The following is a 13310-nucleotide window of genomic DNA, read 5'->3' on the forward strand; positions in this document are numbered from 1 at the left end:
AGTGGTGGAGGGAGCTGGATTCGAACCAGCGAAGGCTGAGCCGTCAGATTTACAGTCTGATCCCTTTGGCCGCTCGGGAACCCCTCCACACAAATTTTTACTATTGCATTTGGCCCCACTTCACTGAGAAGAAAAGTGGTGGAGGGAGCTGGATTCGAACCAGCGAAGGCTGAGCCGTCAGATTTACAGTCTGATCCCTTTGGCCGCTCGGGAACCCCTCCAATGCAACGGCGCTGATAATAGCAAACTGATTATTTAAGTAAAGAAAAAAACTAAAGAAAAATGCATAAATGCCGATAACTGGTTAATCAAGAAACTATTTGGCTAAAGACTATGCAAATTGATGGTTTGTTGCTCACAGAGAGTCAACTCGATAATCGTCTAAATAAAAGTATTCACGAGCACCGCTCTGGAGAGTTTGCTTTATTACTCGCAATGCTTTCTCATGATGCGCTCGATTTTAGCCTGTTCCACCTACCAAAAACTGAATTAAGCAATCCTGAAGTATCTGAGTCAGCTCTGCGTACTGAATTAGGTGCTGGTCCTACACAACCATTAGCTCCCGAACAGTTTGACATGCTAATTGGGCAAGAAAATGCATTTAGACTATTGCAAGGTGGTTTATCAGATATAAAATTACGTCATTGCTTAAATCCAGAGCCTTTGAATGTTCGTGATGATAAGCAACATGTGCCGCTAGAAGTGATTGATAACTGTGAGCCAGCAGTTAGAAAACGCTTTTATGAAAAAAACAAACCCGTTGAGCGCCCACAAATCGACGCTGCCGCATTTTATGATAGTCTTACTAATGAGGCGATACATCAACCTCTGCATTTGGCGACAGCCTAGCATTCGAGGCTTAATCGAATTGTCATAGACTATGAATAAACTTAATAAAAAGTACAGCTAAATTAAGATGCGCTTGTTATAATAGCAGTCTATGGCTTAATGCCATTGTCATTGAACCAAGTTACTAGGACTATAATGAAGAAAACATTCACGCTAAACCACGAGAAAATTAAATACCCTCGTATGGTTGATGCAGCCAAGCACGAAGTAAAAAAATACTTGAAACGTGAGCGTAATAAAACACTCCCAGCAGGTGCCGACTATTGGGCGTTTGACTGTAAGTTTGGTGAATCAGCGGATGAGGCCAATGTCGTTCACGTGGCAGAGATTAATAAATGTATTAGCGATATTGAAGCAAAAGAGCTTACATCGTTTTATGTTGAAATCTTAGCGCGTCCTGCACAGCGTCAACATCAAGAGTTTGACGAAGAGTAATACGAATATCAGTTCGCAGTAATACTCTAAAACAAAAAAGGGCCATCAGGCCCTTTTTAGTTTTAGTAATCAATTATCGCGCAAACGGATCGGCATTTATTTTTTCTATGTACCAATTGCCTTTTTTACGCATCATTTTCACACTGCGCATATCATCAATTTTCTTACCATTAAAATAACCCGTAAAAATCAAATTGATGTTGGCTTTATCGCCATACTGTTCGCGCAAGCTCATGTTAGTCATATCGACTTCAATCACCACTTCATCGTATTGCATATTGACTAAGTTGCGAGCGAACTGCCCAGCGGTACCATAAGATTTCATAATTCGCGCCATTTTCGGCGTGGCGTATTCCATCGCTTTATTTAAATCGTTTTGGTTATACAAAGCATCAAAATAGAGGGTCGCTACGTTACCAGGAGTGTTTTTTTCACCTTTTGGTGCATCTTCAGAGCCGCAACCGGAAAGAATGCTGCTACTTAAAAGGATAAAAATTAAAAGTATATTTTTCATTGTTGTAGTTTTTCGAGTGAACTTAAAATAAAGTGTGTGACTAAATGAGCATGATGTAAAGTTAACTCGGTAAAATTAATAGTTTTATTTATTTTGGATAATAAAAAAGGATGCATGTTTGCATCCTTTTTAAAAACTAAGAGATTCTTGGTGATTACTGAACAAGCTCTTTATCGCTGAACTCTTCAGCAAATAATGGGCTTGATAAGTAACGCTCAGTTGCACTTGGTAAAATTACCACAATGTTTTTGTCTGCGTTTTCAGGTTTTTCAGCAAGGCGCTTTGCAGCAACTACTGCGGCACCTGAAGAAATACCCACTAAAATGCCTTCGTTTTTCATCAGTTCATGAGCCATGGCAATGGCATCTTCATTTGATACTTGCTCTGCAGCATCTACAACTTCTAAATCAAGGTTGCCTGGGATAAAGCCTGCACCGATACCTTGGATTTTATGAGGGCCCGGTTTAATTTCTTCACCAGCTAAAGTTTGGCTAATAACTGGCGAGTTAGTTGGTTCAACAGCAACCGATTGTACATTTAAGCCTTTCTCTAGTTTAAGGTAACGGCTAACACCTGTAATAGTACCACCAGTACCAACACCTGCTACGAAAATGTCGATTTTTCCGTCCATTGCTTCAAAGATTTCAGGACCTGTTGTTTCAAAGTGAATTTTTGGGTTAGCTGGGTTTTCGAACTGTTGTAAAAGAATGTACTTTTCAGGCTCACTTGCTTGAATTTCTTTTGCTTTTTGAATTGCGCCATTCATGCCTTTAGCGCCATCAGTTAAAACTAGGTTAGCACCTAACGCTTTTAATAATTTACGACGCTCAAGGCTCATTGTGTTAGGCATAGTTAGAGTTAGTTTGTAGCCACGAGAAGCCGCTACAAATGCTAGTGCAATACCTGTGTTGCCTGAAGTCGGCTCGATTAACTCTTTGTCTTTAGTTAAGACACCTGACTTTTCTGCTTCCCAGATCATTGAAGCACCAATACGGCATTTAACACTGAAGCTTGGGTTACGTGATTCTACTTTAGCAAAAACATTACCTGATGTTACGCGGTTAAGCTTTACAATTGGTGTATTACCAATCGTTAATGAATTATCTTCAAAAATGTTAGACATACTGTTCCCTTGGAAGCAATTTATTCAATCGTGATCAATGAGCTTAGGCTATTGATCTGTAATAGTCACACTTTACTGTGGTGAATAAAAAACGAAAGTAAAGTTTGGCTATAACATATAGCGAATAGGCTTAGATACCCAAACCATCTCAAGGTGCGAGTTTCAGTTGGAATTAATATAGTTTAGGAACAAGCAAACAAAGTAAGGGGAGGGCGCACCAAAAGGTGCGCTAATAGGGTCTTAAAGCAACCAAGCGTAGCTAAACTTGGCAAATAACGTACGCTGCTCTTTAGTCATTGATGACAGCTCATCATCTTGATAGCCATTATCAGAGTAACCAGCAAAGAATACAGTTTGCGGGTTCAGCTTGTAAGAATACAGTAGCTGAGTGGCTAACTTTTTATATTGGCTATCAACATCATCTATGTAATTAGCCTGATTGCGTTCTAAATCGGTATAAATGACTGCAAGGCGTAAAAAGCTATTCACGTTGAATTGGTAAGTTAAACGCACATCACTTAAATTGGCGGTAAATACTTCACTGCCATCGGCTTCAAGTTGCTCATAAGTATGACGTAAACGCACTTCAAAATGCTTACCAAGGTTCATATTCAGCACAGGGCGTATATGGAACTTATCACCAACGCGGTTATTTGCTAAATCAACGGCATTACCTGTATACATATATAAAGAAGCAAATACCCCAGCGGTGGGTTTAAAGTCACTGTACAAGCCAACGCCATTTTCGCTAAACAAGTCGGTGTTGCCGTCGATATCTAAACGTGATTTGTCGTGGCGAAGGCCAGTGCGGTTACGGTGTTCAACAGAGACTTCAAAAAAGCTCTGTAACGGGCCGCTGACTGAAAAACTAGTTTGTGCTTCTTTTTCAAGAAGTTCGTTATTTTCGTTGTGGGTAATATCCCAATCGGCGTAAAGGTTAGCGCGATTCCACCAATTGCCTTTATCGCCATACCAGCGGTATTCGCCACCAGTCGTAAACTTTTTAAAATCAACTTGTGAGATAAAGCCCAAGTCAGCTCTTAAATCAGCATCACGGTAATTATAATCAGCGAAGGCGCGCCAGTACTTCTCGTCGTGTTGATACTTTAGGTAGTAGCCAGTACCAGATTGCTGTTCTTTACTTAAAACACGAAGTACGCCTTCATTATAGTCGCAGTCACTATTTAATTCACAAATTACTTGCTCTGGCTGTAAGCAGTTATCACCATCACATAACTCGTCGATAAAATCTTGGCTGTATTGCGTTTGTGACTTTAATACTTGCACTAAGAAAACATCGTTCACTGTTGGTTTGTATTTACTATCAATACTGTAAACCGTGTTTTTATAATCATCACTTTGTCTGTGTGTTGCAGTTGAACCGAGTGATAATCCAGATTCAAAATCGTATCGATAACGCAGGGCACCGTTTTCACTTTTCTCGTCAAGGGCGACAAGAGATGAGCCTAAATTGCCCGGGATCAACACATTGGTTTGCGTATCATTGGCAATGAAGCCGGCAAATGTATGGCCATTTTTGCTGCCGGTGATTTTCGTGCCGTAATCTGGCTGGGCAATATTACGGGTATGAATAAGGTTAAGTGTTGAGGCAAAGTAGTCAGCGTTATCTAAAAAGAAGGCACGCTTTTCTGGGAAGAATAAACTGAAATTATTGTTCACACTCAATTGTGCTACATCTGCTTCAACCTGAGAAAAATCAGGATTAATCGTCGCATTTAAGGTGATATCTGGGGTGATCCCCCATTTAACATCGAGGCTGGCTTCAGTATTGTTTTCTGTTTCCCAATCAGCCACTTGTGCGCCATCAATATCACGTGTCTCATTTTTGCCAAGCACCACAGATGGAATAATCGCCACGTTATTGCCTTGCTTTGCTTGTTCAAAGCCTTGGTAAGTTGGCATTTGGCAAATCCAACAGTTGTTACCATGGTCAATTTGCATATTTGAGATACGTAACCGCTCACTGCGCGGTAAAAAGCGTAAAAACTCCATCGCCATAGTCTTACTTGCTACGCTGTCGTCAAAATTCAATACGCGTAATGGAATGGCAACTTCAACTGTGTAGCCTTTCTCATGAATAACACCGACGCTATCCCAAATACCGTCCCATGATGAGCTTTCATGTTTAGTCAGTTCGTTTTCTATTGAATCTTGTTGTACGCCAAGTGGGTTAATAAAAAATTGATAAGCTAATTGAGAATTATTGTATGAATCAATTTTTAGCCCGACTAGGTCATCATCCCAGGCTGCGTCACGGTCACGGTAAAAAGCACGAATAAGTTCTGGGTTTGGATCATTCGCTTCAAAGCCAATAAAAAGTGTTTCGCCATCCTCATAAACATAAGCGTGGGTGGTAACTGGGCTTTTACTGTTTTCGTAAGGCCAAGTAACGTTGTCTATGGTAATTTTTTTGGCACGTTGCCAACTTGGCTCATTGAGCTGGCCGTCGATTGTTGCTTGCTCCGCAATAAAAGGGAGGGTGACAGGTTGGCTGGTGGCCAAGGTAGTAAAAGGCACGTTCAATAGAGCGGCACTTAACATTGATTTATACATAAGCACTATACGGGTATTCAAAACTGCGAGCATGTTATTAATTTGCAACTTTGTTAACAAATGCAACGCGACAGGGCGCATATATTTACGTTCAAATTAGATTCTAACAAGCTGTGGTGGTAATTTGCGCAGTTAAACGTTAATTTGGCTGTTTTATAACAAAAGTAAACTAAAACGTGGTAAAAGATTACCACCTAAAAATTGAAGTGATCGTTATGAATTTAATTCTAAAATTAATTGCTGGTATTGTTGCCGGTATTTTAGTGGGCTTATATGTGCCACTAACAGGTGTTGAACTCCTTTACACAGTAAAAGAAATAATAGGTCAGTTGATCACCTTTACCATCCCGTTAATTATTTTATTTTTTATCGCATCAGGTATTGCTGGTTTACCAAAAGGGTCAGGCCACTTGTTAGGAAAAACAGTTGGCTTTGCATATGGTTCAACCGTTATTGCTGGAACCTTAGCTTTTTTACTTGTCAGCGCTATGATCCCATTGTTTGATGGCGGTTTAACGTTTGAAGCAGAAGTTGCTACAGAAGTAGGCAGCTTTATTGATTTAGAAATCCCACCTCTTATGAGTGTAATGACAGCACTTGCTGCGGCATTCATTTTTGGTATTGGTATGAGCCAGTTACAGCTTGATACGTTAAAGAAAGTATCTGATCAGGGCCGTGATGTGATTGATGGCTTGTTAGCAAAAGTAATTATTCCTGCGTTACCTTTCTACATTGCCGGTGTTTTCGCGGAAATGACAGTTGCTGGTACCGTGGTTGATACGTTGCAAACATTTGGTATTGTTTTGCTAGCTGCATTAATTATGCATTGGCTATGGCTTACTGTTTTATATGTATCTACAGGCCTTTTACTAAAGCGTAATCCTTTAGAGCTTGTAAAAAATATGCTACCCGCTTATTTTACTGCTTTAGGTACAATGTCGAGTGCAGCAACAATTCCAGTTTCACTTCGCTCAAGCAAAGCAAATAACGTAAAAGAAGATGTTGCTAACTTTACAGTACCTTTATGTGCAACTATCCATTTATCGGGCTCAACAATTACGATTGTGACATGCGCAATGGCTGTCATGTTCTTATCACCGAATATGGATGTACCATCGTTATTTGGTATGTTGCCATTTATTATGATGCTAGGCGTTGTAATGATTGCTGCTCCTGGCGCACCAGGTGGGGCAGTTATGTCGGCATTGGGTCTTTTAACAAGTATGCTTGGTTTTAATGAAGGTGCAGTTGCATTAATGATTGCACTTTATTTAGCACAAGATAGCTTTGGTACTGCCTGTAATGTAACAGGTGATGGTATCATTGCCCTATGGGTTGATCGTTTCAGCGAGAAAGCATCAGCTTAAATTTAATTAGTGAAACGATATTTTGATTTATCGTTTCACTTTTTCTGTGCTAATGTGGCACATTAAATTGTGCGAAAGCAGCTATTTGGTTATTTGAGGATGTTCCATTGATTAATGTACTTTTAGTTGATGACCATGAACTTGTACGGACAGGGATCAGACGTATACTTGATGATGTTCGCGGTTTTAAAGTGGTGGGTGAAGCTAAAACCGGTGAAGAAGCGGTGCAATTTTGCCGTCAACATTCACCAGATATCGTGTTGATGGACATGAATATGCCAGGTATTGGCGGTTTAGAAGCGACAAAGAAAATCTGTCGTTATTGCCCAGATGTAAAAATTATTGTGCTTACTGTGCATTGTGAAGACCCATTCCCAAGTAAAGTAATGCAAATCGGTGCACACGGTTATCTAACTAAAGGTGCCGGTTCTGACGAAATGGTTAATGCCATTCGTGCAGTGAATGCAGGACAACGTTATATTGCGCCTGAAATTGCGCAGCAAATTGCGCTTGCCCAGGTAAGTGGGCGAACAGATGAAAACCCTTTCCAGAGTTTGTCTGAGCGTGAGCTGCAAATCATGCTGATGATCACTAAAGGTGAGAAAGCGCAAGACATCGCAGAGCGTTTGAACCTCAGTTCAAAAACGGTGAATAGCTATCGCTATCGCATGTTTGAAAAGCTAAATGTAGGGGGGGATGTTGAACTTACCCATTTAGCAATTCGTCATAAAATGATCGACATTGATAGCTCGCATTAATTTGCTCAATGTCTGATTTCGAACCAGCCCGTTTTTTAAAAACACTATCAAGTGAGCCGGGTGTCTACCGAATGCTTGATAGTGAAGGGCAAGTAATCTATGTCGGTAAGGCAAAAAATCTAAAAAAGCGTGTCAGTAGTTACTTCCGTAGCAATGTAACTGATAGTAAAACGCGTGTCTTAGTCAGTAATATTTGCGGTATTGAAGTCACCCTGACTAACACCGAAACCGAAGCCTTATTACTCGAAAACAATCTAATAAAAAAATATCAGCCTCGTTATAATATTTTGCTGCGAGATGATAAGTCATATCCATATATTCTGTTAACTGATCATAAGCACCCACGACTTGCTTTTCATCGTGGTAGCCGAAAAATTAAAGGCGAATATTTTGGTCCATTCCCAAGTGCGGGAGCGGTTTCTGAAAGTTTGCGTTTAATGCAAAAAATTTTTCCGGTTCGCCAATGTGAAGATGCCTATTATCGAGCGAGAAGCCGTCCCTGTTTACAATATCAGTTAAAGCGCTGCTCAGCACCGTGTGTAAATAAAATCTCCGATGAAGAGTACCAACAAGAAGTTGATTTTGTCCGTAAGTTTTTGCTGGGTAAATCTCATGAAGTCATTGCCGATTTAGTCACTAAAATGGAGCAAGCAAGTAAAGAACTTAAATTTGAGCTTGCGGCCAAAGTGCGTGACCAAATCATGTTGCTTCGAAAAATGCAGGAGCAACAATCTATTTCAGGTAATCATGCCGAAATGGATGTAGTGGGTTTTGCGCATTTAAATGGTTTAAATGCGGTTCACTTATTAATGATCCGCGACCACAAAGTGCTTGGCAGTAAAACTTATTTCCCTAAAGTACCAAAAGACTCCGGTGAAGAAGAAATTCTAACCTCGTTTTTAGGTCAATATTATTTAGCACCCGGTGCAACGGGACGTATTGCCAAAGAAATTATCTTACCGTTCAGTATTGAAGAGAGTGAACCATTAAGTGAAGCGCTTACGGCTATCTCTGAACGTAAAGTGAGTTTAAAAGTTGCTAATCGCGGTGAGCGGGCACAGTATTTAAAGCTTGCTAATAAAAATGCCCTTAATAGCATTAGTGTTAAGCAAAGTACCCAAGACTCCATTAATAAACGTTACGCACAATTAAAAGAAACATTACGTCTAGATGATATTAATCGCATGGAATGTTTTGATATCAGCCATACAATGGGTGAAAACACGGTAGCAAGTTGTGTGGTGTTTGATTCGCAAGGGCCAAATAATAAAGAATATCGCCGATTTAATGTTACTGGCATCACAGGTGGTGATGATTATGCTGCGATGGAATTTGCACTTAATAAACGCTACAACAAAGTTGTCGATGAAGAAAAAATTCCAGACGTCATCTTTATCGATGGTGGTAAAGGTCAATTATCTCGTGCTGAGCAATATTTTGAAAACTGGCCGCATAATAAAATGCCATTGTTGGTAGGTGTTGCAAAAGGTACTAGTCGAAAACCAGGTTTAGAAACGCTATTAATTGATGGCGGACGTAAAACAATACCACTTGATTCAGATGCGCCAGCGCTGCATTTAATTCAGCATATTCGTGATGAGTCGCACCGTTTTGCTATTGCAGGGCATCGTAATAAACGACAAAAACAACGCACACAATCATTGTTAGAAGAAATTACCGGCGTAGGACAAAAACGCCGACAAGCATTATTAAAATATTTAGGGGGCATGCAAGGGGTAAAAGCTGCTAATATAGACCAATTAAAACAAGTTCCTGGGATCAGCCCTGAAATGGCTGAAAAGATATTTAATCATTTGCATGACAAGGCTTAGCCTTCGTGCGAATATAGTAAAAAAAGACATCTCCAAGTAGTTATGTGGAATATTCCAAACACACTCACAACCTTTAGACTTTTTCTTATCCCCATTTTTTTGGTGATATTTTATTTGCCTTTCTCATGGGCATTTTTTGCAGCTGCGTTTGTTTTCTGGCTTGCGTCAATCACAGATATCCTTGATGGCTATCTAGCGCGTCGTTTAAATCAGTCAACGCCTTTTGGTGCGTTCTTAGATCCTGTCGCTGACAAAGTAATGGTGTGTGCAGCACTGGTTGCTTTATCAAGCCACTACCAAAGCTTGTATATGACTATTCCAGCATTAGTGATTATTAGCCGTGAAATTGTTATCTCTGCCTTACGCGAATGGATGGCAGAGCAGGGTAAACGTGACAACGTAGCTGTATCAAACATGGGCAAGTTTAAAACTGCGGCACAAATGCTAGCCATTATTGGTTTGATCTGGCAGTTTGATACATGGATGATCTACTTAAGTTATGGCCTTTTGTACGTCGCAACATTCTTAACGCTTAGTTCTATGTTGCAGTATTTAATAGCGGCATGGTCAGAATTGACCAAAAATTGATCCTAAACGTTTAATTACACACCGTTTTAGATAAAAAATAAGCAAACAGTTCAAAACTAGCATTTTTTATATTGACGCGTTTAATAATCTCTGTAGAATGCGTCCGTGTTGAGAGGGCATAGCCCCAAGATAAAGAAAGCGGCACTAGCTCAGTTGGTAGAGCGCAACCTTGCCAAGGTTGAGGTCACGAGTTCGAGCCTCGTGTGCCGCTCCAATTATCTAATTTGGCGGAATGGCAGAGTGGCCATGCAGCGGATTGCAAATCCGTCTACCTCGGTTCGACTCCGGGTTCCGCCTCCATTAAACACTCCACGCGCTCTATGAGCAACCCGATGCCCGGGTGGTGGAATTGGTAGACACAAGGGATTTAAAATCCCTCGCTGGTAACAGCGTGCCGGTTCAAGTCCGGCCCCGGGCACCATTTTGATAAAGAAAAATTTGCGGCATTAGTTCAGTTGCCAGAACGTTATCATCGCAACCTCAAGGTTGTTCACCAACGGACAAAATACTGACAGAAACAAATTTGCGGCACTAGCTCAGTTGGTAGAGCGCAACCTTGCCAAGGTTGAGGTCACGAGTTCGAGCCTCGTGTGCCGCTCCAATTATTTGGAAGCGATAAGGCGGAATGGCAGAGTGGCCATGCAGCGGATTGCAAATCCGTCTACCTCGGTTCGACTCCGGGTTCCGCCTCCATATAATACTCCACATGCTCTTTCGAGCGACCCGATGCCCGGGTGGTGGAATTGGTAGACACAAGGGATTTAAAATCCCTCGCTGGTAACAGCGTGCCGGTTCAAGTCCGGCCCCGGGCACCATTTTTATAAAATACCTCTTCTTTATTTCATTTATATTTCTTTTTATAACCTCATCTAACTATTTTTTTATTGCCAAAATAGCTCTATAGTTTCCTTAGTCTTTTTAAATAAGCAAATGCGTTTTCAAGTTTTCAGCACTACTGAATTCACTAAATAGGATCAAGGAAAGAGAATGGAGCAATTTAAACGTGGCTTAAATCAGTTCTGGGTAGGCGCAGTGTTTGGGCTTTGTCTAGCGATATCGTTAGTTCTTATTCCTGTTGCGATTATTATGTCGAACATTAATGACGTACTTAAAATTCATGAGGTGAGCGTGCTTGTTGATAAAGTATCGACCGTCTTCGATAAATCAGAACAAGCCATTAGTAATGCCAAAGCAGCGCTAACCGATTTTGATAATGACGTGGTGATGGATATGCTTAATGCTGTGCAATCTTATCAGCAACAATCGCAGTCATTACTAACCGCAGAGCAAAAACAAGCATTAAAAGCGCAAACTAAAGATCAGCTTGTTACTGAGCTTGAGTCAAAGCTTAACGAGCAACAAATTACATTCATATTGTCTGTTTTCGAAAAGTTAACAAATACAAAAAAGGGAGCACAAACGCTCCCTAAATAAGAATTTACTTAACTAGATTATTTACGCCATGCGCCTTTAGGAATGGTTTGATCTAGCTTTTTGTTTTGCGAAGGATCAAAAGTAGGTAATTTACCTGCCTTACGTTGGGTGTTGTAATCCTTCGCGAGCCAAATAACGACGCCCGATAACATAAACAAAGCGATGACGTTAACGATAGCCATTAGACCCATAGAGACATCGGCAAGGGTCCAAACTAATGGTAATTCTCCAAGCGCACCAAACATCACCATACCAAGTACCAGTAATCGGAAGATCAACATACCCGATGCATGGTTGTGCTCTAAAAACAATAAATTGGTTTCGGCGTAAGAGTAATTTGCAACAATCGAGGTAAATGCAAAAAACAAAATTGCAATCGCAACAAAAGTGGCTCCCCAGCTACCAACGTGTTCTTCAAGGGCTGCTTGTGTCAATGCAATACCTGTAACACCTGAATCAGGAATAAGTTGTTGTGATAATAAAATAAGGGCTGCAGTTGCAGAACATATAATAATTGTATCTACAAATACGCCGAGCATTTGTACATAACCTTGTGAGGCTGGGTGCGGTGGGTTAGGTGTTGCCGTTGCAGCAGCATTTGCAGCGCTACCCATACCAGCTTCATTAGAGAATAAGCCACGCTTAATACCCTGGATCATGGCCTGCATTACACCATAACCTATTGCACCCGCACCCGCTTGCTCGATACCAAAGGCACTATTAATAACATGCATAAATACATTAGGTAATAAATCGTAGTTTATGGCACATACATAAAGTGCAACTAACAAATAAGCAAGCGCCATAAATGGCACAACCATTTCTGCAAAACGCGAAATAGTTTTTAAGCCACCAAAAATGATAATACCTGACCCTAATACTAAGCCGATGCCTACAACATAGTTTGGAATACCAAATGCAACATTAAATGCAGCAGCAATAGAGTTTGATTGAACAGCATTAAATACCAAGCCAAAAGCAAGAATAAGGCAAAGAGAAAAGATCACACCCATCCAGCGTTTACCTAACCCATATTCCATATAATAAGCAGGGCCACCACGAAAGTTGCCATCTTCATCGACCGTTTTATATGCCTGAGCAAGAGTACTCTCGGCAAAACTTGTCGCCATACCTATTAAAGCAATAAGCCACATCCAGAAAATTGCCCCGGCTCCGCCTAAATAAAGTGCAACGGCAACACCTGCCATATTACCCGTACCAACTCGCGCAGCTAAAGAAGTACAAAAAGCTTGGAATGAAGAAATGCCATCGCCAGAACCTTGGCGGCTCTGAAACATCACTTTGATCATATGTGGGAATTGAGTGAATTGAATAAAACCGAGTCGAAGAGTGAAAAATAGCCCCGCAGCTATTAAAAGGTAAACCAGAATGTGACCCCAAAGGAGACCACTTATACTATTTATAATGTCTGTCATTTTTCTTGCCTTGTGAGCGAGTGGAAAATCTGCTGCGCAAGTTACCATAACAAGCGAGGAGAGTTTAGTTATTCTGCTAAAAAACATCAGTTATCCACAGGGATTTGTGGGTAACTTGTTTGCATTTGATGGGTATGTGATTAATTTGAAAATATTCAAAAAAACCTTCAAAAATTGCTTGCGTTAAAAATCCATCTCCCTATAATGCGCATCCACTGACACGGCGGGCAGCAATGAAAAGCGCTGAACAAAGTGACACAGAGTTAAGTAAAACTTCGGTTTAAAACGGTCTAAAAAGAAAGTTTAAAATTAAGTGTTGACTCGAAAATTTAAGGATGTATTATACGCATCCCTAGCGACAACGTCGCAACGTTCTTTAACAATATAAAGCAATCATCTG

The 13310-nt window shown here is 40.6% G+C and carries 11 protein-coding genes and 8 tRNA genes; 13 read left to right on the forward strand and 6 right to left on the reverse strand.

Annotated features, from left to right (window positions below):
* Positions 1–2: 2 nt before the first annotated feature.
* Both JIG37_RS10495 and JIG37_RS10500 read right to left on the reverse strand, forming a co-directional pair.
* A tRNA-Tyr gene (locus JIG37_RS10495) sits at positions 3–87 on the reverse strand.
* 49 nt (positions 88–136) lie between these two features.
* A tRNA-Tyr gene (locus JIG37_RS10500) sits at positions 137–221 on the reverse strand.
* Between the two features lie 112 nt (positions 222–333).
* Here JIG37_RS10500 and JIG37_RS10505 point away from each other — a divergent pair.
* Positions 334–849: a VC2046/SO_2500 family protein gene (locus JIG37_RS10505; RefSeq protein WP_199529338.1), complete on the forward strand. Its 516-nt coding sequence runs from the start codon at positions 334–336 to the stop codon at positions 847–849.
* A 135-nt stretch (positions 850–984) separates the two neighbouring features.
* Positions 985–1284 (forward strand): DUF6172 family protein, encoded by a 300-nt coding sequence (locus tag JIG37_RS10510; RefSeq protein ID WP_054553650.1) that lies wholly within the window; start codon positions 985–987, stop codon positions 1282–1284.
* Between the two features lie 73 nt (positions 1285–1357).
* On the opposite strand, the gene JIG37_RS10515 is transcribed toward JIG37_RS10510, so the two are convergent.
* From JIG37_RS10515 to JIG37_RS10525, 3 genes are all read right to left on the reverse strand, one after another.
* Positions 1358–1798 carry a hypothetical protein gene (locus tag JIG37_RS10515; protein WP_138618601.1) on the reverse strand — a complete coding sequence of 147 codons (441 nt, stop codon included), beginning with the start codon at positions 1796–1798 and terminating at the stop codon, positions 1358–1360.
* Positions 1799–1952: 154 nt separating this feature from the next.
* The gene (cysK, locus tag JIG37_RS10520) at positions 1953–2921 is read right to left on the reverse strand and encodes a cysteine synthase A (protein WP_054553648.1); all 969 of its coding nucleotides are present in this window, start codon (positions 2919–2921) and stop codon (positions 1953–1955) included.
* Between the two features lie 240 nt (positions 2922–3161).
* Positions 3162–5495, reverse strand: a complete 2334-nt coding sequence (locus JIG37_RS10525; protein WP_199529339.1) for a carbohydrate binding family 9 domain-containing protein — start codon at positions 5493–5495, stop codon at positions 3162–3164.
* 215 nt (positions 5496–5710) lie between these two features.
* Here JIG37_RS10525 and JIG37_RS10530 point away from each other — a divergent pair, with 215 nt between their 5' ends.
* The 11 genes from JIG37_RS10530 (at position 5711) to JIG37_RS10580 (ending at position 11474) form a co-directional block, all read left to right on the forward strand.
* Complete coding sequence (locus JIG37_RS10530; protein ID WP_054553767.1) at positions 5711–6862, forward strand: dicarboxylate/amino acid:cation symporter; 1152 nt, start codon at positions 5711–5713, stop codon at positions 6860–6862.
* A gap of 107 nt (positions 6863–6969) precedes the next feature.
* On the forward strand, positions 6970–7620 hold the full coding sequence (uvrY, locus tag JIG37_RS10535; RefSeq protein ID WP_054553647.1) for a UvrY/SirA/GacA family response regulator transcription factor: 651 nt from the start codon (positions 6970–6972) through the stop codon (positions 7618–7620).
* An 8-nt stretch (positions 7621–7628) separates the two neighbouring features.
* The gene (uvrC, locus tag JIG37_RS10540) at positions 7629–9452 is read left to right on the forward strand and encodes an excinuclease ABC subunit UvrC (RefSeq protein WP_054553646.1); all 1824 of its coding nucleotides are present in this window, start codon (positions 7629–7631) and stop codon (positions 9450–9452) included.
* Between the two features lie 42 nt (positions 9453–9494).
* Complete coding sequence (gene pgsA, locus JIG37_RS10545; protein WP_054564017.1) at positions 9495–10040, forward strand: CDP-diacylglycerol--glycerol-3-phosphate 3-phosphatidyltransferase; 546 nt, start codon at positions 9495–9497, stop codon at positions 10038–10040.
* 138 nt (positions 10041–10178) lie between these two features.
* Positions 10179–10254, forward strand: a tRNA-Gly gene (locus JIG37_RS10550).
* Positions 10255–10266: 12 nt separating this feature from the next.
* Positions 10267–10340, forward strand: a tRNA-Cys gene (locus tag JIG37_RS10555).
* A gap of 34 nt (positions 10341–10374) precedes the next feature.
* Positions 10375–10461: transfer RNA gene (locus JIG37_RS10560), tRNA-Leu, on the forward strand.
* Positions 10462–10565: 104 nt separating this feature from the next.
* Positions 10566–10641, forward strand: a tRNA-Gly gene (locus JIG37_RS10565).
* Between the two features lie 18 nt (positions 10642–10659).
* Positions 10660–10733: transfer RNA gene (locus tag JIG37_RS10570), tRNA-Cys, on the forward strand.
* A gap of 35 nt (positions 10734–10768) precedes the next feature.
* A tRNA-Leu gene (locus JIG37_RS10575) sits at positions 10769–10855 on the forward strand.
* Positions 10856–11027: 172 nt separating this feature from the next.
* Positions 11028–11474, forward strand: a complete 447-nt coding sequence (locus JIG37_RS10580; RefSeq protein WP_199529340.1) for a hypothetical protein — start codon at positions 11028–11030, stop codon at positions 11472–11474.
* Between the two features lie 17 nt (positions 11475–11491).
* On the opposite strand, the gene JIG37_RS10585 is transcribed toward JIG37_RS10580, so the two are convergent.
* Positions 11492–12910, reverse strand: coding sequence for a sodium:alanine symporter family protein (locus JIG37_RS10585; RefSeq protein WP_199529341.1), 1419 nt, complete (start codon positions 12908–12910; stop codon positions 11492–11494).
* Positions 12911–13310: the final 400 nt, after the last annotated feature.

Source organism: Pseudoalteromonas sp. bablab_jr010 (assembly GCF_016464105.1).
Taxonomy (GTDB): Bacteria; Pseudomonadota; Gammaproteobacteria; order Enterobacterales; family Alteromonadaceae; genus Pseudoalteromonas; species Pseudoalteromonas simplex.